General features: G+C 68.9%; 20 protein-coding genes and 2 pseudogenes. 6 read left to right on the top strand and 16 right to left on the bottom strand.

Annotated features, from left to right (window positions below; translation table 11 throughout):
* Window positions 1-26 precede the first annotated feature (26 nt).
* The 11 genes and pseudogenes from AP234_RS21405 to AP234_RS21445 form a co-directional block, all read right to left on the bottom strand.
* Entirely contained in the window at window positions 27-1,244 is a 1,218-nt protein-coding gene (locus tag AP234_RS21405; protein ID WP_055481453.1) for an MFS transporter, read from the bottom strand.
* Window positions 1,245-1,759: 515 nt separating this feature from the next.
* The gene (locus AP234_RS38800) at window positions 1,760-2,044 is read right to left on the bottom strand and encodes a hypothetical protein (RefSeq protein WP_235558306.1); all 285 of its coding nucleotides are present in this window, start codon (window positions 2,042-2,044) and stop codon (window positions 1,760-1,762) included.
* 51 nt (window positions 2,045-2,095) lie between these two features.
* Window positions 2,096-2,422: pseudogene (locus AP234_RS38805) on the bottom strand (SRPBCC family protein); the annotation flags it as partial.
* A 223-nt stretch (window positions 2,423-2,645) separates the two neighbouring features.
* A pseudogene (locus AP234_RS35200) lies at window positions 2,646-3,716 on the bottom strand (MFS transporter); the annotation flags it as partial.
* Window positions 3,717-3,878: 162 nt separating this feature from the next.
* Entirely contained in the window at window positions 3,879-4,280 is a 402-nt protein-coding gene (locus tag AP234_RS21420; protein ID WP_055481517.1) for a hypothetical protein, read from the bottom strand.
* Complete coding sequence (locus tag AP234_RS21425) at window positions 4,277-4,630, bottom strand: hypothetical protein (protein WP_055481455.1); 354 nt, start codon at window positions 4,628-4,630, stop codon at window positions 4,277-4,279. The genes AP234_RS21420 and AP234_RS21425 overlap by 4 nt, the downstream gene beginning before the upstream one ends.
* A 106-nt stretch (window positions 4,631-4,736) precedes the next feature.
* Entirely contained in the window at window positions 4,737-5,375 is a 639-nt protein-coding gene (locus AP234_RS21430) for a histidine phosphatase family protein (RefSeq protein ID WP_055481456.1), read from the bottom strand.
* A 55-nt stretch (window positions 5,376-5,430) separates the two neighbouring features.
* Complete coding sequence (rsfS, locus tag AP234_RS21435; protein WP_055481457.1) at window positions 5,431-5,829, bottom strand: ribosome silencing factor; 399 nt, start codon at window positions 5,827-5,829, stop codon at window positions 5,431-5,433.
* A 134-nt stretch (window positions 5,830-5,963) separates the two neighbouring features.
* A complete protein-coding gene (locus tag AP234_RS36485) occupies window positions 5,964-6,215 on the bottom strand; it encodes a hypothetical protein (RefSeq protein ID WP_152990549.1) in 252 nt (83 codons plus the stop codon).
* A complete protein-coding gene (locus AP234_RS21440) occupies window positions 6,199-7,251 on the bottom strand; it encodes an LCP family protein (protein ID WP_055481458.1) in 1,053 nt (350 codons plus the stop codon). The genes AP234_RS36485 and AP234_RS21440 overlap by 17 nt, the downstream gene beginning before the upstream one ends.
* A 2-nt stretch (window positions 7,252-7,253) precedes the next feature.
* A complete protein-coding gene (locus AP234_RS21445; RefSeq protein WP_235558300.1) occupies window positions 7,254-7,835 on the bottom strand; it encodes an RNA polymerase sigma factor in 582 nt (193 codons plus the stop codon).
* A 229-nt stretch (window positions 7,836-8,064) separates the two neighbouring features.
* Between AP234_RS21445 and AP234_RS21450 the strand changes: the two genes are divergently transcribed.
* Entirely contained in the window at window positions 8,065-8,259 is a 195-nt protein-coding gene (locus AP234_RS21450; RefSeq protein WP_055481459.1) for a hypothetical protein, read from the top strand.
* A 22-nt stretch (window positions 8,260-8,281) separates the two neighbouring features.
* On the opposite strand, the gene AP234_RS21455 is transcribed toward AP234_RS21450, so the two are convergent.
* Window positions 8,282-8,674, bottom strand: a complete 393-nt coding sequence (locus AP234_RS21455) for a hypothetical protein (protein WP_235558301.1) — start codon at window positions 8,672-8,674, stop codon at window positions 8,282-8,284.
* 73 nt (window positions 8,675-8,747) lie between these two features.
* Between AP234_RS21455 and AP234_RS35205 the strand changes: the two genes are divergently transcribed.
* Window positions 8,748-9,047, top strand: coding sequence for a tyrosine-type recombinase/integrase (locus AP234_RS35205; RefSeq protein WP_431998927.1), 300 nt, complete (start codon window positions 8,748-8,750; stop codon window positions 9,045-9,047).
* 151 nt (window positions 9,048-9,198) lie between these two features.
* Here the strand turns inward: AP234_RS35205 and nadD are convergent, their stop codons facing one another.
* Window positions 9,199-9,822 carry a nicotinate-nucleotide adenylyltransferase gene (nadD, locus tag AP234_RS21460; protein ID WP_083502309.1) on the bottom strand — a complete coding sequence of 208 codons (624 nt, stop codon included), beginning with the start codon at window positions 9,820-9,822 and terminating at the stop codon, window positions 9,199-9,201.
* Window positions 9,823-9,938: 116 nt separating this feature from the next.
* On the opposite strand from nadD, the gene AP234_RS21465 reads away from it, so the two are divergent.
* Window positions 9,939-10,949, top strand: a complete 1,011-nt coding sequence (locus AP234_RS21465; RefSeq protein WP_055481519.1) for a M48 family metallopeptidase — start codon at window positions 9,939-9,941, stop codon at window positions 10,947-10,949.
* A gap of 49 nt (window positions 10,950-10,998) precedes the next feature.
* On the opposite strand, the gene AP234_RS21470 is transcribed toward AP234_RS21465, so the two are convergent.
* Entirely contained in the window at window positions 10,999-12,558 is a 1,560-nt protein-coding gene (locus AP234_RS21470; protein ID WP_063843023.1) for an MFS transporter, read from the bottom strand.
* 74 nt (window positions 12,559-12,632) lie between these two features.
* Between AP234_RS21470 and AP234_RS21475 the strand changes: the two genes are divergently transcribed.
* The 3 genes from AP234_RS21475 to AP234_RS21485 all read left to right on the top strand — a co-directional run bounded on the left by AP234_RS21475 (window position 12,633) and on the right by AP234_RS21485 (window position 15,984).
* On the top strand, window positions 12,633-13,271 hold the full coding sequence (locus tag AP234_RS21475; protein WP_055481462.1) for a TetR family transcriptional regulator: 639 nt from the start codon (window positions 12,633-12,635) through the stop codon (window positions 13,269-13,271).
* A 345-nt stretch (window positions 13,272-13,616) separates the two neighbouring features.
* Entirely contained in the window at window positions 13,617-13,922 is a 306-nt protein-coding gene (locus tag AP234_RS21480; protein ID WP_055481463.1) for a hypothetical protein, read from the top strand.
* A gap of 82 nt (window positions 13,923-14,004) precedes the next feature.
* Window positions 14,005-15,984 (top strand): hypothetical protein, encoded by a 1,980-nt coding sequence (locus AP234_RS21485; protein WP_055481464.1) that lies wholly within the window; start codon window positions 14,005-14,007, stop codon window positions 15,982-15,984.
* A gap of 8 nt (window positions 15,985-15,992) precedes the next feature.
* Here AP234_RS21485 and AP234_RS21490 read toward each other — a convergent pair whose 3' ends face one another.
* Both AP234_RS21490 and AP234_RS21495 read right to left on the bottom strand, forming a co-directional pair.
* Entirely contained in the window at window positions 15,993-16,469 is a 477-nt protein-coding gene (locus AP234_RS21490) for a hypothetical protein (RefSeq protein ID WP_152990550.1), read from the bottom strand.
* A gap of 759 nt (window positions 16,470-17,228) precedes the next feature.
* Window positions 17,229-18,965 (bottom strand): serine/threonine-protein kinase, encoded by a 1,737-nt coding sequence (locus tag AP234_RS21495; RefSeq protein ID WP_055481466.1) that lies wholly within the window; start codon window positions 18,963-18,965, stop codon window positions 17,229-17,231.
* Window positions 18,966-19,002 lie beyond the last annotated feature (37 nt).

The raw sequence follows: 19,002 nt of genomic DNA on the forward strand, positions 1-19,002 counted from the left end.
TCTGCCGGATCATTGTCTGTGCCGGATCATGTCGTATCGCCCGCGTGTGCCATCGGCTGCCCGGACCTCCTGAGGATGAACCAGCAGTAGACGAACGCGGCGGAGGTGACGGCGGCGAGCAGCATCAGCCCGATGGAGTACGACCCGGTGGCCTGATAGATCAGCCCCATCACGATCGGCGGCAGGAACCCGCCCAGGCCGCCCGCGGCGCCGACCACGCCGGTGGCGCTGCCCACCATGGCGGCGGGGACCTTCCGGCCGAGCATGGCGAACACCGCGCCGTTGCCCAGGCCGAGCGCGGCCGCCAGGGCCAGGAAGCCCACCGTCGCCAGCGGCATCGCCGGGGCGAAGGAGACGATGATCGCGCAGGTGAACGCGGCGGCCAGCGAGTAGGCGAGCACCGGAGCGCCGCCCACGCGGTCGGCCAGCCAGCCGCCCACCGGCCGGGCCAGGGTGGCGAGCACCACGAAACCGGCGGCGCGTGCCGCGGCGTCGGCCGTGCTCAGCCCGTAGACCTCCTTGAGGTACAGCGGCAGGTAGACGCCGAACGCCACGAAACCGCCGAAGGTCAGCGCGTACATCGCGGCCAGCTCCCGGGTGATCCGCAGCCGCGCGGCGGCGGTGAACCGGGCGAGGAACGGCTCGGCGGCCCGCTGCGTGCCCGGTGCGTCGCGGCCGACCGCCAGGAAGGCGAGCCCGACGACCACCAGCGCGGCGGCGACCGCGAAGAACGGGACCGTACGGCCGAACTCCTCGGCCAGCCACGGCGTGGCGAATCCGGAGATCGCGGTGCCGATGTTGCCCATGCCGAAGATCCCGAGCGCCAGACCTCGGCGCTCGGGCGGGAACCAGGCGTTGACGTACGGCACGCCGATGGCGAAGGTCGCCCCGGTGAGACCGAGGACGAGCCCGCCGACCAGCAGCGCCGGATAACTGCCGGCGAAAGCGAGGAAGACCACCGGGACCACGCCGACCAGGCTGGCCAGGCCGAACATCAGGCGGCCGCCGTACCGGTCGGTCAGCGCGCCCAGCACGATCCGGCCCAGCGACCCGACGATGACCGGGATGGCGACCAGGACCGACACTTCGAAGGGCGTCAGGCCGAGCAGTTCCTTGTACGCCGGCCCGAGCGGGCTCAGCAGGGCCCAGGCCCAGAAGTTCACCGCGAACCCGGCGGTGGCAAGCACGAGAGCGGCCGTCCTGCCGCCCTTCCTCGTCTCCGGTGCGGCGGCAACGGCGGTCATTCCATCCCTCCGGGGGGCGAGCGTCGCTTTCACGGTCCCAGCCTGTCGGAAAGCACAGACCGGATATCAGGGACCTTGGTCCTTCGCTCTCTGCCCGAAGGCCCACCCTTCACGCGGATGGACGAGACTCTCAATGATTCCGATGCCCGGCTCGACCCGCCGCCGGCGCGCGGGAGGCCGCGGGAACGAGGTGCGGGAGACCGGCCGCCGACGCCCGGGAGACCGCCGGGTCGACACCTTCTCGCCGAAGGGGTGCCCCGGGGCGCGGCGACGCGGGGCGAGGCCTTAGGCTTACGTCACGGCAGCCCGAGGCGAGGTCAGGTCGCCTCGGGCTGCCATTCCAGACCGTTGGAGCGTGCCACTCCGCCGCCCACGGGAATTCGCGGATGCGCGACCGGCCGACGTCCGCGCCGGATCCTCCATCGATTCGGGAAAAGCCGCGTGGACGCGGTGAGGCCGCCGCGGCGGGCACGGGCCGAGACGGCCGGTCATCGACCCGCGCCGCACTAGCCGCACTAGATGACGGGCCCCGGCGCTCCGGGCGGGGGGACCGAGCCCCGGCCGCTCGGCGGAACCGGCGGGATCGGGCCGGCGCCCGGGGGCGGCAGCGGCACCTGCGGCGGATACTCGGGCTGCACCGGCTGCGGCGGCATCGGCTCGTCGATGTCGTATCCGGTGCCGGAACCCCGTCGTTCTCCGTACTCCCCGTCCCCGTTCCGCTGATGTGGGCCGGGGACCTCGCCCCGCCAAGCCCCGGTCTCGCCGCCGCGCTTCTCGATGAAGTCCTTGAAGCGCTCCATGTCACCTCTTACGCGCAGGCGGACGATCTGCAGCAACTCGCCCGCCTTCTCGGCAAGCCCCTCGGGATCGTGCTCCATCTGCAGCGTCACGCGAGTCGTGTCGTCGCTCAGCCGGTGAAACGTCACCACGCCCGCCTGCCTCGGCCGGTCGAGGGACCGCCAGGCCACTCTCTCGTCCGGGTGCTGCTCGGTGATCTCCGCCTCGAACTCCCGGCGGACGCCGGCGATCTCGACGATCCAGTGCGTTCGCGTGTCGTCGATCTGCTTGACCGACTCCACACCTTCCATGAATTCCGGGAAGCTCTCGAACTGCGTCCACTGGTTGTACGCCGTCCTGGCCGGGACCTTCACCTCGACGGAGTGCTCGATCGAGCTCATGTCTCCCCCTTCCGTCGTCGACTCGGACGCCACTGCCCCGGAATCGGGCACGCAATCGCCCACCCCGCCGGGAAAGCGGCATCTCGTCGTCGAGCACCCGGTCCGCCCCCGCGTACCAACCGGTGACGGCCTGCGCCGCCACCACGGCGAACAGCAGGCAGAACGGCAGCGTCCAGCCGCCGCCCACCTCGTAGAGGACGCCGAAGGCGATCGGGCCGGCCCCCGCGATCAGGTAACCGGCGCTCTGCCCGAACGCGGACAGTCCTGCGGTGGCCGCCGCCGTCCTGGTGCGCAGCGCCAGCATGGACAGCGCCAGGGGGAAGGACCCCATGCCGACGGCCACGAAGATCGACCAGAACCACAGCGCCTGACCGGTCAGCAGCCCGGCGAACCCGATCAGGTAGAAGACGACGAAACCGGCCACCATGGGTCGTTGGTCGCGGAAGCGGGTCGCCAGGACCGGCACCACGATCGAGACGGGGATCCCTAGGCCGGTGAACACCGCCAGGATCAGCCCCGCCTCTCCGGGGCCGTACCCGCCGTCCCGCAGCAGCAGGGGAAGCCAGCCGAACATGACGTAGGCGATCATCGACTGGGAGCCGAAATATCCGGCCACCGCCCAGGCGAGCCGGCTGCGCAGCATCCTGCCGCTGCGCCCGGCGGGATCCGCGGGCCCCGGGGAGGTGCTTCGCCGCTCCGGCTCACCGCGCCACAGCGCAAGCCACGGAATGGCGGCGACGGCGGCCAGGACCGCCCACGCACCGAGGGCCACATGCCAGCTTCCGCCGGCGGCCTGCTGGATGGGCACGGTCGCGGCGGCAGCGATCATCGTCCCGGCGGCCAGGGCCGTCGTGTAGACGGTCGTCATGGCGCCGCCGCGCCTGGGGAAGTGCCGTTTGATCAGCGCCGGGATCACCACGTTGCCGATCGCCCCACCGGCCAGCGCCACCACACTGGCCGCCAGGAACACCCCGGCGCTGTCGACCAGCGAGCGCGCCGCCATGCCGGCGCCGAGAAGGACGAGCGCCACCAGGATCAGCCGCTGCTCGCCCATGCGGCGGGACAGCGCGGGCGTCACGGCACCGAACGCGGCGAAACAGAGCACCGGCAGCGTCGTGAGCAGACCCGCCATCGCCGCGGACATCCGAAGGCCGGCGGTGACCTGGTCGAGGACCGGGCCCACGCTGCTGACGGCGGTCCGCAGGTTCAGCGCCGCCAGGGCGATCCCCCCGGCGATGAGCCAGGGCATCAGGCCCCGGCGACGCTTCCCCGGTAATTCGGCGACGGCACCCATGCCGGCAACACACTCCTATCCGATCATGTAAACATCCTATGACCGGATGAAGCATAGCAGAATCGCCGAATGTTCCCGAACAGGTGTCACAATCGTCTCAAATGTATCTCAATCGCCCCGGTGGACTGTCTGCCCGGAGGACTGTCTGCCCGGAGGACTGACTCAGGAGCGACGTGGCCGCAGCAGCCAGACCAGGCCGATCACCGGGAGCACGAGCGGCACGAAGCCGTACCCGCTGCCGTAACCGGACCAGACCGTCGCATGCGGAAAGGCCTGGGCGTCGGCCAGGCTCAGCGTGCCGACGATCAGGACCCCGGCGAGCTCGATCGCGCAGGCGACCAGGGCCGTCCGGCGGGCACCGCGGGCCAGCGCCACGGTGAGCACGATGTAGACGACGGCCGCGAAGGCCGACAGCAGGTACGCCAGCGGCGCCTCGGCGAACTTCGTCGCGATCTGTACGGCGGCACGGGCGGAGGCGGCCAGGGCGAACACTCCGTACAACGCGACCAGCACGCGGCCGGGCCCCGACCCGACCGTCTGCTCGGCCGACGCACCCGAGGTCATGCCGTCGCGTCCCACAGCTGCAGAAGCCGCCCGGTCATGACGGCCACGGTGAAAGCGGCCACCGCGATGACGCCCGGGCCCCAGCGCGTGCGCTCCGCCCGGCCCCACCACACGGCGGCCGGTGGGAGGACGACCGTCGCAGCGAGATATCCGATGAAGGTGGCCTTCTCCCGCACCTGGCCGAGATCGGCGAGGGCCAGTCCCGCCTGGACGAGCAGCGCCACCTCCAGCACGGCCAGTCCGGCCAGCAGCACCACGCCCATCGGCCGGTCACGGATCGCCGTGATCACGGCCACCAGTGCGAGCAGCAGCGTGGCGCCGATCAGCCAGCCGGAGAACGCGCCGATCATCGGACCTCGTCTCGGGACACGGCGCCGTCGAAGGTCGGGGACATGGCCAGTAGGTTATCGGCCCGGCCGGCTCCCCGCCGACTCAGTCCCCCGGCCGGGGACGCGCTCAGCTTCCGGCCGTGGTGGCCTCGGGGCTGTCGTCGCTGCTGACGGGCTCCGGCAGCGTGCCCGCGTTGTGCTCCATGAGGCGCCAGCCCTTGCGGCCCTCCTCCAGCACAGACCAGGAGCAGTTGCCGATGCTGCCGAGCGACGACCACAGCTCCTGCGGCAGACCCATCAGCCGGGCGATGCCCAGCCGGAGCGCGGCTCCGTGCGAGACCACGACCAGCAGGCCGCCCTCGTCGAGCCGCGCGGACCAGCGGAGCACCGCGTCGGACACGCGGTCGGCCACGTCGGCGACGTCCTCGCCGCCGGGCGCCTCCCATGCCTCGAACTCGACCGGCCATCCCGTCCTGATCTCGTCACGGGTGAGGCCCTCCCACTCGCCGCCGCCGCGTTCCCTGAGGTCCTTGTCGACGGTGACGCCCAGGCCGGTGAGCCGGGCGAGAGCGGAGGCCGTGTCGAAAGCGCGGCGCAGATCAGACGAGACGATCATCGTGGGCCGCAGCGCCGCGAGCAGGGACGCCACCCGTGCGGCCTGCGCCACCCCGGTCTCGTCGAGCGGGATGTCGGTGTGTCCCTGGAAACGCTTCTCCACGTTCCACAGCGTCTGACCGTGTCGCAGACAGATGACCCGGCGGCTCACCGGCGCTCCCCCCGCCGCCGGCGCAGGGACCGCCGCGCCGCCTCACCCGGTCGTCTCATCGAGCCGCCCCACGCTGCGCGGCCACCCGCTTCACGCTCTCCGGCAGCTCGATGGCGGGGCAGTCCTTCCAGAGGCGCTCCAGCGCGTAGAAGTTCCGGTCCTCTTCGTGCTGTACGTGAATGACGATGTCGAGGTAGTCGAGGAGCACCCAGCGGCCCTCCCGCTCGCCCTCGCGGCGTACCGGCTTCGCGTCGGCCTCGACGCGCAGGCGCTCCTCGATCTCGTCGACCACCGCCCGCACCTGGCGGTCGTTGGACGCCGAGCAGAGCAGGAACGCGTCGGTGATCACGAGCTGGTCGCTCACGTCGTACGCGATGATGTCGTCGGCCAGCTTCTCGGCGGCGGCCTCGGCCGCGATCCGCACAAGCTGGACTGATCTCTCGGTTGCTGTCACGATGCGGTTCTGTCCTCCATTGACGGCTCCTTCAAACAGTGCCCAGTCCTGGCCGGCCGGACAACCGACTTTCCCGGAGTTGACCCTACCCGGAGACGCGTCGGCAATCCGGAGTTATCGCCTGGACCAGGATTTCAACGTCCACTTCCGGCAGCAGATTCCACCAGGGGAAAAGCCGCGACGATCGCCGCGACGCGGGTCACCCCCGGCGTGTGCGTGGCGAGCGCGGATGAGCCGGCTCCGGCCGGCCGAGTACGACCGCCATCGGCGTCCTCACCCCGGTTTCCAACGCCCTGGTTTCCGGCGCCCTGGTTGCCCACGCCCTGGTTGCCGGCGTCCTGGTTGCCGGCCACATCGCCGATGGCGTGGTCACTCGCAGAAGGCACGCACGCCGCCGGAGCACAGCGAAGCGGTGTCGTCCCTCCTGATCGCGTCGAACACCTCGTCCGCCTCGGGTCGCTTGAGGATGAGCCGGTTCCGGTCGGTGGGGTACGGCCGCCATGGAGCGGTGAGGTAGGTGACGGAACCCGTGCGCTCCAGACTTCGCGCGAGCGTCGCCAGCGTCTCCAGGTCGAACCCGTCTGTGGTCTTCACGGAATCCATCACCTCCCGCAGGAAGGCATAAAGCCGCGCGGGGTCTGTCAGGCTCTCCCGCGCCTTCTTCACCATCGCGCTCATGAGCCACTGCTGGCGCTTGATCCGCTGCAGGTCCGAACCGTCGCCGTAGTAGCGCAGCCGGGCGTAGGCGAGCGCCGTCTCGCCGTTCACCACGTGCCTGCCGGCGGGCAGCGTCAGCTTTGCCTTGGGGTCATCGACCGGCCGTGGCAGGTGGACCTCGACCCCGCCGAGCGCGTCCACCATGGACTTGAATCCGCTGAAGTCGAACTCCATCCCGTGGTCGACCCGGAGGCCGGTCACCGACTCGACCGTCTTCACGGCGCAGCCCAGGCCGCCGATGTCGTACGCCTGGTTGATCATGTTCAGCCGGGCGGGCGCGGACCCGCAACCATGGATCATCACCATCGTGTCCCGCGGAATGTTGAGGATGGTCGTCCGCTTTCGGTCGGCCGACAGGTGAGCCAGGATCATCGTGTCGGAGCGGGCACCGAAGCGGTACGCGGGCTTGCCCATCTCGCCGTCCGTGCCGATGATCAACACGTTGATCGGACCCTCCGGCACCCCCGGGTCTTCGCCGCCGACGCCCGGTGACGTGACCTGCCGGGAGACCAGGAAGGCCGGAAGGAGAAGCGCGACCGCCGTCACCGTCGCCGCGACGGCGACCGCCGGCCATCCACGCACGCGAAAACGCAGCCGCGGTCTGGACGGCGCGGCGAGCAGGCGACGGCGCTGCCGGCCGAGCGTGGCGGGAGGTTCGGTCTCCAACTCGCGACCAAGATCGCGCAGCATTGCCATTTCGTCCATGGTCACGCCTCCTCGTCCATCGGGTTGGTTTCTCCGAGCGCGGCACGTACCTTGCGTCTGGCCCTGTTCAATCGGGAGCGCACGGTGCCGATGGGAATCCCGAGCGCCTGGGCGACCTCCTCGTAGGACAGGTCACTCCAGGCGATCAGCAACAGGACGTCCCGGTCACGCCGGGGCAGGACCGCCAGTGCCTCGATCAGCGCGGACCTGGCGCCTTCTGCCGTGACGTCGGTCACGACGCTGTCGGCGGGCGATTCCACAGCGCCGTCGACCGGGCTACGCAGCAGCGCGCGATAACGAGCGGCCTCGGTCCGGTGATGGCGGGAGACGAGCTTCGTGAGGATGCCGAACAGCCAGGGGCGCACGTCGCCGTGGGCCGGGTCGTAGCTCTCCCGCCGGGCGAAGGCCACCAGGAACGTCTCCCCCACCAGGTCCTCGGCGACCTCTGGTCCCAGTCGCCGGGACGCGTAGCGGCACAGCATTCCCGAATACCGGTCGAAGAGGGCGGCGAACGTCTCGACACCGGCCGCGGACCCGGCGGGCTCCTGGGAGCCGAGGCTCTTGATCATCGATGGGGTGGTCATCCCGAGCACCACGGCATCGCGTCGGCCTTTCTCTCGATCAACGGACACCCTGTATCGCCAGATGCCACTGATCGAGTTCACACCGGGCCGGCCATACCGATGTTCACGCCGTATACGTGGAAGACCGCGTCGGCCCAGGGGCTGGTGCAGATCTTCCTCGGGGGCCGCATCAGCCTCGGTGAGGACGACTTCCGCCAGTTGTGCCGCCGGACCGTGAGGAGGATCCTCCGTGGTCTCGAGCCTTAGAGTCCCGGCCGCACTGGCGGCCTCCGCCGTACTGTTCTACTTCGGTACCGGCCTGACACCGATCGCGGCGCTGACCTGGATCGCACCGCTGCCGCTCGTCCTGCTCGCCCCGTGGGTGGGCCCCTGGACGGCCTTCGGCGCCGCCTTCCCGGCCGGCCTCCTGGGCGAGACGAGCTAAAGGGCCCCCGAACGAGGCGGGCCTAGGCGCCGGTGAGGTGGAGGTCACCACTGAAGCTCCGCGCGGCCACGCAGCCCGTGTCGAAGACGAACTCCGCCTCCACGCACTGGGCCGGGTCCATAATGTCGAACTCCTCGGTCACACGCACAAGTCGCTCCCCGATATGCCGCACGAAGGGAACATCGGCAGGGGCAGGGACGATGTCGACGCGGCTGTCGAACTCCTCCATCGTGTAGCTCTCCCCCGGCTCGTCCGGCGTGATCCGGAGCGCCCAGTCGGACGCGACATAGACCAGGACGATCATCGCCTCCAGGTGGAGCCACACGTGCTGGAGTTCGGGGGCATCGGAGTCATGAGTGAACAGGGCCGCGGTGACCGCGACCAGGCGTTGACGCTCCAGGCTGGAAAGATCCACCACTCCACTATCCCCGCACCTGGCCGGGGCGGCTCCACCAATCCGGCCGCCGAAGACTCCGAAGAGCTACCGCATCACTCCCCTGTCAGACAGCGTTGTGGCCATGTTCGCTGCTCATCTCGCTGAATCTCCGGCGAAAACAGTCGATCTTGACGATCGAACCAACCCTCGTCAGCCGATCCGCCGCCAGGCCGATCTGGTGTTCACCACCTCTCGGGGCACACCGATCAAGCGGGGATCGTGGAGCGACATCTGGCGGCCGGCTGCCGACGAGGCGGGTCTGACGCAGGGTACGGGCTTGCATGTTTGCCGTCACACCTACGCCTCGGCATTGATCCGGTACGGCGAGAGTGTCAAAACCTGCAGCACCTGATGGGTCAGGGCTCCGCCGTGACGACCTTGAACATCTACGCGCACCTATGGCCGGACGCCGACGACCGGGCCAGGGTAGCCGTCGAGATGCGATCTTCGCCGATGTGCCCTCGGTGTGCCCTGTGGTGATCGACGAATGACGGAGACCCAGATCAGTCCGAAAGATCGCGGTAGAGGCCGCGCTTGTTGATGTACTGGACGATGCCGTCGGGGACCAGGTACCAGATCGGCTCACCGGCGGCGACGCGGTGACGGCATTCGGACGAGGAGATGGCCAGGGCCGGGATCTCGACCAGACTGACCTTGCCAGCGGGTAAACCGGGGTCGTGCAGGACGTGGCCGGGCCGGGTGCAGCCGACGAAATGGGCGATGGCGAACAGCTCGTCCACGTCGCGCCAGCTGAGGATCTGCGCCAGCGCGTCGGCCCCGGTGATGAAGTACACGTCGACCTCGGGACCGTAGACGGCGGAGATGTCGCGCAGGGTGTCGATCGTGTAGGTGGGGCCGGGACGGTCGATGTCCACCCGGCTGACCGAGAAACGTGGGTTCGACGCCGTCGCGATCACCGTCATCAGGTAGCGGTCCTCGCTCGATGACACCGTCTTGTCGGCCTTCTGCCAGGGCTGCCCGGTCGGGACGAACACCACCTCGTCCAGGTCGAAGTGGTGTGCGACCTCGCTCGCCGCCACCAGGTGACCGTGGTGGATCGGATCGAAGGTTCCACCCATGACGCCCAGACGCCTGGTTGGGGCCCCATTTTTCATGGAACGGACCATAACGTGCGTACCGGGTTCGGTGGAAAACCGGGTCGTCTCGGTCACGGTTTCGCCTCGTCTCGACCTCGTCGCCTTCGCCCGCGCGCACGCAGCGTGGGAGACATAGCATGCGGAACATGACCACTCCCGACCGCAATCGCGTGCAGCTGCCTGGCATCAGCTCCCGAGCCTATGAACACCCCGCTGATCGCTCCGCGCTGGTGGCGATGCGTTCCCTCAGCGGCTTCGACTCGGTCCTGAAGCGGATGTCGGGGCTGTTCAGCGAGCGCCGCCTACGCCTGATGTTCCTGGCGTCGGCCGTGCGCTGCACCGACACCCAGTTCCGCGCGCTGCACGACATGGGCCGCGACAGCGCCTACATCCTGGACATGCCCCGGATTCCCGAGGTGTACGTCCAGCAGGATCCCAAGGCGTACGCCATGGCGATCGGCTTCGACGAGCCGTTCATCGTCGTCTCGACAGGTCTGCTCGACCTGATGGACGAGGAGGAGCTGCGCTTCGTGGTCGGTCACGAGACCTCCCACATCCTGTCCGGCCACGCAGTGTACGGCACCATGCTGGCCATCCTCACCCAGCTCGCTACCCGCGTGGCGTGGATCCCGCTGGGCTACATCGGCCTGCGGGTGATCGTCGCCGCCCTCGAGGAGTGGCAGCGCAAGGCGGAGATGTCGGCCGACCGCGGCGGTCTGCTGGCCGGGCAGGACCCCGACGCCGCGCTGCGCGCGCTCATGAAGCTGGCCGGCGGCTCACGCCTCCACGAGATGAACATCGAGGCCTTCCTCGACCAGGCCAGGGAGTACGACACGGCAGGCGACGTACGCGACGGCCTGCTGAAGGTCCTCAACATGCTCGGCACCACCCACCCCTTCGCGGTGTCCCGGGTCGCCGAGCTGGACCGCTGGCGCCGCGGCGGCGACTACGACCGCATCCTCCGCGGCGACTACCCCCGCCGCGAGGACGATGCCAACGCGAAGATCTCCGAAGAGGTCAAGGCGGCGGCCAACTCCTATCGCGAGTCGTGGTCCCAGTCCCAGGACCCCTTCATCGGTGTCCTGCGCGACGTGGCCGAGGGCGCCGTCAGCGCCGGCGAGCGCATCTTCAACAGGTTCGCCCGCAGGGAGAACTAGGCCCGTCTACAGCGGAGGAGGCCCGGGGTCGCCCTCGGGCTTCACCAACTCACCCGTGTTCGAACCGTCGCTTCGACTCCGGTGCCGCATGCACCACCGATGAGCGGTCTGCCGGCTGTGTCCCGGCGCGCCGCCGCAACAACGTGGGCACGGCGACGGCTGCCATGAGGACGGCGACCGAGGCGCCGAGCAGGGCGAACTGCAGGCCGGCGGTGAACGCGTCTCGCGCCTGATCCAGAACCGGTCCGCCGATGGCCTCGGCGATCGCCAGGGAGGAGCGGGCCTCGTCCGCGATCCGGACCGGCACGCCGGGCAGGTCGAGCCGGGCTTCATAGGTGCCGTTGAGGACGCTGCCGAGGATCGCGATGCCCAGTGCCCCGCCGAGCTCCCGTGCCAGGTCGTTGACGGCGGAGCCGACATTCTGCAGAGCCGGGGGCAGCGCATCGGTGATGGCGGTGGTCGCCGGAGGCATCGCCAGGCCCAGCCCGGCCCCGAGCGGCACCAGACCGGCGGCGAGCATCCCATACGGGCTGTCCACGTCGAGGTGGGCGAGTACGGCGAGGCCGGCGGCCAGGAGCAGCAGCCCGGCGGTCCAGGGGCCGCGGGCGCCGAAACGCGCGCTCAGCCGAGGGCTCAACCGGGCTGCCGGAATCATACCGACGGGCATCGTCACGAGGTTGAGCGCGGCGGCGAGCGCGCTGTAGCCGCGAATCATCTGCAGGTACTGCATGAGCAGGAAGAGGAAGCCGAACAGGGCGAAGAACTGCAAAGTGATCGACAGGGAACCCGCTGCGAATCGCCGGTTCCGGAACAGGCGCGGGTCGAGGAGCGGATGGCTCCGCCGCAGCTCCCACCCGACGAAGCCGACCAGGATGAGCGCGCCCAGCGCGAGCCCGCCCACGGTGGTCGGCGCGGTCCAGCCGTTCACCGGGGCCTCGATCAGTGCGTACACGAGCACGGCCACCCCACACGCGGCCAGGATGGCGCCCACCACATCGAACGGAGACGAAGCCGACTCGGCCGACTCCGGCACGAACAGCAGGGTCCCGGCCATGGCGACCAGGACGACGACCATGTTGAACCAGAACACTGACGGCCAGGACCAGACCTCAAGAAGAAGGCCCGAGGCGAGCAGGCCGAGCACGCCGCTGGCACCCGCGACCGCCGCCCAGACGCTGACCGCACGAGCCCGTTGGGCGGGTGGGAAGGTGCCGGTGATGGTCGAGAGCGTGGCGGGCATGACCAGCGCCGCTCCCATCCCCATTACCGCGCGCAGGGTGATCAGCTGGCCGGGGTCGGTGACGAGGGCGGCGAGTCCTGCCGCCAGTGTGAAGATCGCCAACCCCACGAGCAGCGCCAGGCGCCTGCCGAATCGATCGCCCAGCGCACCCGCGGGCAGCAGCAGCGAGGCGAAGAGCAGGCTGTAGGCGTCGATGATCCAGGTTTGCTGGGTCTGGTCGGCCTGCGTCTGTCGCGCAATATCCGGAAGAGCCACATTGAGCGAGGCCATGCTGGAGACCACGACGGCCAACGCCAGGCAGGTGACGGCGAGAACCACGCCGTGGCGCCCGGCCTGTTGGAAACCGTTTGGCGGGTACGGGTGGGGCATGACAGGCGGCCTCCTGAACTGGGGAGATACGACCAGCAAAGATTCGCCGCGACACATCTAAAATCTCAACTGTGATGAATAAAACGCCACGCCGAGGACGGAGGGTCGGAAGTCCCGACACCCGTGCCCAGATCCTCGACGTCGCCCGCCGCCGCTTCCTCGAAGGCGGATACCAGGCCGTCACCCTGCGCTCGATCGCCGCCGAGGCCGGCGTGGACCTGGCACTGATCAGCTACTACTTCGGTTCCAAGAAGGGCCTGTTCGGAGCGGCGCTCGCCCTGTCCGCGAACCCGGCCGACATCCTCGCCCGCGCGGTGGAAGGCGACCCGGCCACCCTGCCCCAGCGCGCTTTACGCGACCTGCTCATCACCTGGGAAGACCCCGAAGCCGGCGCGCCCCTGCGTGCGCTACTGGCCGGCGCCGTACAGGATGAAACTCTTGCCCACCTGGTGAAAGAGATGCTGGAGCGGGAAGTCGTCGACAAGATCGCCGCCCGGATCGGCGGAGCGGACGCCCGTCAACGCGCGACGACATTCTGCGCGCAGGTCGCCGGGTTGATAGTGACCCGCTACATCCTTCGCCTGGAGCCGATCAGCTCCATGTCACCTGATGAAATCGTCCGGACCATCGGCCCCCGGCTACAACTCATCCGTCGCCCGGCAGCGATCACCCGGTCGCGAGGTCGGGCCGTCCCCCAACCCGTTGCCGAGTGAAGGGCGCAGGCTCCAGGGAGATGGGCCGGACCGCGCTTTTGCGCCCCCTGACGGCGACATGCTCAGCACGGCGCCTCCGGAGGTTTTCACAAGCGACAGCACAGTTGGCTGTCGCTCCAGGTAATTGGGATTGCACTCTGGCGGCGCCGTTGTGCTGTGGATAAGTTTCTATTCGGGTAGAAACTTTCCTCCTCCGACATCCAAAAAGCGCAAGGCATTTCGGCAGTCCCTTATCGACAAAATGGTCTGATATTTCGGGGGTTGCCGCCAATACCGGACGATGTCTACCTTTGACATCGAATGTGGCTTGGGGGCGCGGGCGATGAGCCAGGAACGGGGGACGGCATGGCAGAGGAGCTGGTGCCCAACCCTCGCCACGAGCAGCTGAAGTACCTCTTGAAAGAGGTGCACAACAGATCGCAAGAGGTCAGGCAGGCCTATCAGCGGGTCTACGGCTCGATGCAGTCGGGCAAGGTCTGGACGGGGCCGACCGCAGGAAAGTGGACGAACGAGGTCGGCGACCGGCACAACCACCTGGGCCGGCTTGTTCAGGCGATGGTGCACGCGATCGAAAGCGAGCTGCACCGGCATCCGCCATCGGTGACACGCTCCCAGGCCGAGCTCATCAGACGGCAGATCAGAGGCGGCTGACCCGAGGTCCCGGGCGCCCGGCGAGGAGCTGTGCCGCCCCTCCAACCCGAGATCCCAGATCCCCGGAGAAAGAGGACCCGCGATGACATCCCCCACCGGTGATTTCTGTGGCATCGACCCGGCCGCGATGCACGCGATGGCGGACGATCTACATGAGGCGGCCAAGCAGCTCACCACCTTCTGCTCCGATTTCGAGGCGCTGTTTCGGGCCAATGAGATAAGCACCACGCCGCTGGCGCAGATCGCTTCTATCGCCGACTGGGGCAGAAGCCAGGCCCCGATGCTCGCCGAGCGGGCCGAGCTGATCAAAGCGCTGAACGGTACCGGCGATCACACCTTCGCCCGCCTGCCCGACGCACTGGAGAGCTTCGAAACCGGCCGCGGGCTTGCCCTGATGTACGGCGGAGATGCGAAGCTCGGGGGCGGGGGCATCCTGGCCAACGACAACATCAGCACGGAATCCAAGGGCGAGCTCGTCCACCAGCACGTCAAGGAGCTCGCCGGGCTGGCCAAGGATCCCGCGGCCGCCGCGGCGTTCTTCGCCACGCTGCCCGCCTCGGTGCGCGACGCGTTGCCCAATCTCATCATGAACACCGGCAGCCCGACCGCCAAGGAGGATCTGGCCGCCTTCAGCGCGGTGCTGGGTGCGGCGCTGCGCGCACCCGGCCGCGTCCCCGCGTGGGAGAAGGTGAAGACCGACCTGCTGAACAAGCCCGCCGGCCCGGCCGGGGCCTGGAACCGGCTCGCGCTGCTGGCGGGGGCGAAAGCCCCCACGGCCTACCGCGTGGCCGCGGCCCGCGCACTCGCACTGGACGAGTTCGTCAAGAACCCCAAGCGGGACTGGCGCGGCGCCGGACCGAACGAGACGAAGACGTACGGCTACTCCTCCGATGTGGTCGCCCTCGCCCTTGAGGTGCTGGCCGGCGACGGCGCTGCCGCGCGGGCGGCGTTCGCCCAGATGGGCGGCGAGAGCGTCAAGCTCAGCCAGGTCGACAAGATGAAGCTGTTCCTGGACTACGCCAGACGAGTCGGCACGGGCGACGACGTCGCCGACGCCTTCGGCCGGGTGATGGAGGCCGGCAGCGAGGTCACAACCGAGAAGCCGGGCAAGCACTCACCGGAGGCCGCGGCGTTCACCATGGACGCGATGCTGGCGGCCGGCTCCCTCGGCAGGGACCTGCCCAGCCGAGCCAGGGACTCGATGTCCGTGATCGCCAAGTCCTACATCCACGAACTCGCCGCCGGCGCCCGCTTCGACAAAGCCGTCTATCGGACATCGGGCATGGCGGTGCCCGATGAGTGGGTGCCGATCCCGGGCGTCACCCCCGGCTTCTACCTGAGCCCCGCCGACACCTACCGCTTCCTGCAGACCTTCGTGGGAGAGGAACGCCTCACCGACGACTTCGACAAGACCGCGGCCCGCTTCCGCTACGACACCCTGACCACCGCCGCCAAGCTGGACGCCAAGGGAGACGACAACCACTTCCAGCGTGCCGCGAAAATGTTCGGCGACCTCGGCGGGCTGGAGTTCAAGGCGGCAATGGAGGTGCGCGGCGCGAAGGACGCCACCGACAACCTGATCCGAGATCTGGCGAAGAACACGATAGCCATGGGCCTCGGCGAGGTCCCCATGGCGAACACCGCTGTGAGCACGGGCTGGACGCTCGCGAATGCCTACGGCGCGAGCAAGCTCCTCGACGGCTGGGCCGCCAGCTTCGAAACTCGTGTCGAAAAGCTAACCGAGGCCCGGGCGAACTTCGCTCTGCGGCAGAAGTACGACATGGCGGAGCTGCTGCACAATGCCGGTTACCCGGCGAGCAAGCCACCGGCTGAGCTGATCAGCCCTAAAACAGGCCGTCTCAGGAGCTTCGATGAACTGATGGCCGAGGCCAAGCAGCAGGCAACCCGCACCGGAAAGAGCTGGGAGGAGATTCTCCGGACGAAGCTGACCCCCTACGAGCACTGGATGGACAGCAACGACCCCCTCGACCGTAAAGTCGAGGACGCCTCAGACCACATGACCAACGAGCAGGCCAAGGAACTCATCCGGCTTTGGGGATAACGAATCCATCAACGAGGCAGACAGTCGGTCTTCACGACCAACCTCCAGGTGGGAGACTCCGGCACCACGATCACTTTGACCGTGATTCCGGGGACCTCCTTCCTGCCCTCTACCAACCGGGCATCCTTCCAGTCCGCCTGGCTCAGGTCATAGGTCATCTTGTAGTGGAGAACCCGAGACAGTCGGCTCTCCATCAACGACTGGGCAAGGTCAAGATGACCATCCACATCCGAAGTTTTCGGTCCGTAATCGGCCGTAGCACGCAGCACCCGCTGGAACTTGTCCTTGTCACAGGGCAGGTCCTTGTCCGGACGCTCCACGATACGCAGTTTGGTCAGGGGGTTCTTGAAATACCTATCCGTCTCCAGGCGTTGCATGTCTTTCTGCAGCTCCGCGGTGGCGGACTGCAGGGTCGGGCCGGGCCCACACCCGGAAATCACCCCACCGACCACCAGAACCGCCATCGCCATCCGCGCACCGCGCACGCCCCTACCTCCACCATCTGACCGACAGACATAGCAATCTTGACCCAAGGCCCCGTGCTCCGTCATCCCTTCCATAAGGAAGCGATACCATCTGCTCGGTTCGCCCGTTACATGGCTTTCTGCGCCAAAATCGATTCGACATCCTTTTAATTACAAGACCGTTGGCCATGATCGTGGGCAGAGCAGGGATGCCGTGTCCGCTTCCTGCTCGGAGATCCCAACAGCGAGGTCACCCACCGACGGGAGAAGGCCGAGGCCGTACCGCTGACGGTGTCCACCCGGATCCGGATCACGCTCGCCGAGCTCGATCAGTTGCGGTAGGTTTCCGGCGTCGAGGCGCGTTTCGGGGATGAGCACATCTCACTGTCGGTGTTCCAGTTCGACGACGAGACGCTTGTCACCCCCCACCTGGCCAGGTTGGTCGGTCACGACTAACCGATGCTGCATCTCAAGCGTCACCGGAACGACGGCCTTTATGACCGGTTCTCTTCCCACGTCAACGAACTCTGGTCGAGTGGCCGGGACATCTGGACGATCACGCCCACCACGTGACTCAGCGACCTGCAGGATCTCCTCGTGCTGCTCCGGAATTGTCGGAGGACGTCATGGCGGCAAGACGCGAACAGCCGTGACTTGACCGTCAGGGCTGGACTCTCTCGGTGGCATCAATACCGGTGCCGGTCGCAGAAGCGGATCCGCCAAAGCCTGCGGATGGTAGACCACGATCAGCAGAACGCCGCCATCAGAAGAAACGCGCCGTCAGAAGAACAGGGCCACGGCGTGGACGGCGGCGGCGCACAGGGCGACGAAGCCGCCCAGCACGGCCAGCGCCCGCAGGCCCTCGCTGCGCAGGCCCGGCATCTTGGCGCAGGCGCGCTCGATCTCCCTGCCGATGATGCCGCCGCAGATGACACCGAAGACCACGCCGGCGATCGTGACGGGCATCGTCTGGGTCCACCACTGGGGTTCGAGGTGCGTTCCCGCCGTGAGCCACAGGGCGACGAAGCCGGCGGTGGCGGCCGGCAGCCCCGGCCAGGCCGCCGCCGTGATCAGTGAGGCGAGCAGCGTCAGCGGGAAGCTCAGCACGCGCAGCAGGCCGCGCATCCGTGCCGACCTGCGGTTGCGTACGACCCAGTGGCTCAGCCAGCCCGCTCTCGTCACGACGACGAACGCCGCCGTGATCGCGACCGTGGCCAGCGGATAGATCACCGAGAGCACCACGCACGGCACGGCGAGCACCGCCAGCGCCGCCAGTGCGGCGTTCCCCGTGGGGATGCCGAGCGACTGCTCCGAGCCCGCCGCGTCGGGCGGCGTCTCGACGGCCAGCGCCGATTGCGTACGGCTCTCGCCCACCGGACGGCCGGCCCGGCGACCGCGACCGGTGGTGGCGCCGCCTCTCCGACGGACCGGCCGGGTTCCGGGCACCGTCGCCGGGCCGCCATCGGCCTTCCCCGATTGTTTCCCCTGTTTGCCGGGCTTCTCCGCCTTCCCCGGCTTCTCCGGTCGCTCACCTTCCGGAGCCTCCGCGGGCCGCTGCTCCACCTCGGTCACGGCGGTCTTCGCCGGGCTCGCCCCCGGCTTCGCCGCGGCCTTCTCCGCCTTCGTGGTGGGCCTGTCCGCCTTCGGCACGGGCTTGCCGTTCGGCTCCGGCCTGGCGCGCCGGGCAGCGGCGGCCGGTGCCGTACGGCTCGGCGCTTCGATCGTGGCCCGGGCGAGGCGGGTGAGCCGGTCGGCGAGCAGCGCGGCGGTGGGACGGCGGGCCGGATCGCGATGGAGCGCCGCGCGGACGAGCGGCAGCAGGGCGGCCGGCACCCCGGCGAGGTCGGCCTTGCCGTTGAGGATCGCGTACATCTGGGACTCGGCCGTCCCCCGCCCGAAGGTGGGGCGGCCGGTGGCGGCGAAGGCGACGGTGGCGGCCCATGCGTGGACGTCCGCAGGCTCCCCCACCGCCTCGTCGGCGAAGAGCTCGGGAGCGCTGTAGCCGGGGGTGCCCAGGAACGTCCCGGTCATGGTCATCCTGGTCGCGTCGTGCACCTGGGCGATGCCGAAATCGATCAGCACCGGACCGTCCTCGCCGATGAGCACGTTGGCCGGTTTGACGTCACGGTGCACCACCCCGCCCGCGTGGATGATCGCGAGCGCGGTGGCGAGGCCCTGGGCCACCGGGATGAGCTCGGCCTCGGGCAGCGGCCCGCGCCGTACGGCGTCGAGGAGGGTCTCCCCCTCGATGTACTCCATGACCAGGTAGGGCCGGTCACCGGACAGGTCGGCGTCGAGCACCCGGGCGACGTAGGGGCTCTCGACCCGCCGCAGCGCCCGGACCTCGCGTTCCAGGCGTAATCGGGCGTCGGGGTCGCTCTCGATCGGGTCGCGGAGCATCTTCAGGGCGACATGCTCCCCCCGGCGGTTGGCGGCGAGGTACACCTCGCCCATACCACCCCGGCCCAGGCGCTCCAGCAGCGCGTACGGGCCGACCCGCCCAAGACGTCCAGCCATAGGAGCGCCAACCATAGCGGCCCGCGGCGGCGAATAC

Origin of the sequence: Sphaerimonospora mesophila (assembly GCF_001417795.1) — a bacterium.
Taxonomy (GTDB): domain Bacteria; phylum Actinomycetota; class Actinomycetes; order Streptosporangiales; family Streptosporangiaceae; genus Sphaerimonospora; species Sphaerimonospora mesophila.

Excerpts from the sequence above, each read along its gene's own strand:
- AP234_RS21405 (WP_055481453.1), bottom strand. The coding sequence starts at position 1,244 with ATGACCGCCGTTGCCGCCGCACCGGAGACGAGGAAGGGCGGCAGGACG.
- AP234_RS38800 (WP_235558306.1), bottom strand. The coding sequence starts at position 2,044 with ATGGAGCGCTTCAAGGACTTCATCGAGAAGCGCGGCGGCGAGACCGGG.
- AP234_RS21420 (WP_055481517.1), bottom strand. The coding sequence starts at position 4,280 with ATGACCTCGGGTGCGTCGGCCGAGCAGACGGTCGGGTCGGGGCCCGGC.
- AP234_RS21425 (WP_055481455.1), bottom strand. The coding sequence starts at position 4,630 with ATGATCGGCGCGTTCTCCGGCTGGCTGATCGGCGCCACGCTGCTGCTC.
- AP234_RS21440 (WP_055481458.1), bottom strand. The coding sequence starts at position 7,251 with ATGGACGAAATGGCAATGCTGCGCGATCTTGGTCGCGAGTTGGAGACC.
- AP234_RS21445 (WP_235558300.1), bottom strand. The coding sequence starts at position 7,835 with ATGACCACCCCATCGATGATCAAGAGCCTCGGCTCCCAGGAGCCCGCC.
- nadD (WP_083502309.1), bottom strand. The coding sequence starts at position 9,822 with ATGGTCCGTTCCATGAAAAATGGGGCCCCAACCAGGCGTCTGGGCGTC.
- AP234_RS21465 (WP_055481519.1), top strand. The coding sequence starts at position 9,939 with ATGACCACTCCCGACCGCAATCGCGTGCAGCTGCCTGGCATCAGCTCC.
- AP234_RS21470 (WP_063843023.1), bottom strand. The coding sequence starts at position 12,558 with ATGCCCCACCCGTACCCGCCAAACGGTTTCCAACAGGCCGGGCGCCAC.
- AP234_RS21475 (WP_055481462.1), top strand. The coding sequence starts at position 12,633 with ATGAATAAAACGCCACGCCGAGGACGGAGGGTCGGAAGTCCCGACACC.
- AP234_RS21480 (WP_055481463.1), top strand. The coding sequence starts at position 13,617 with ATGGCAGAGGAGCTGGTGCCCAACCCTCGCCACGAGCAGCTGAAGTAC.
- AP234_RS21485 (WP_055481464.1), top strand. The coding sequence starts at position 14,005 with ATGACATCCCCCACCGGTGATTTCTGTGGCATCGACCCGGCCGCGATG.
- AP234_RS21495 (WP_055481466.1), bottom strand. The coding sequence starts at position 18,965 with ATGGCTGGACGTCTTGGGCGGGTCGGCCCGTACGCGCTGCTGGAGCGC.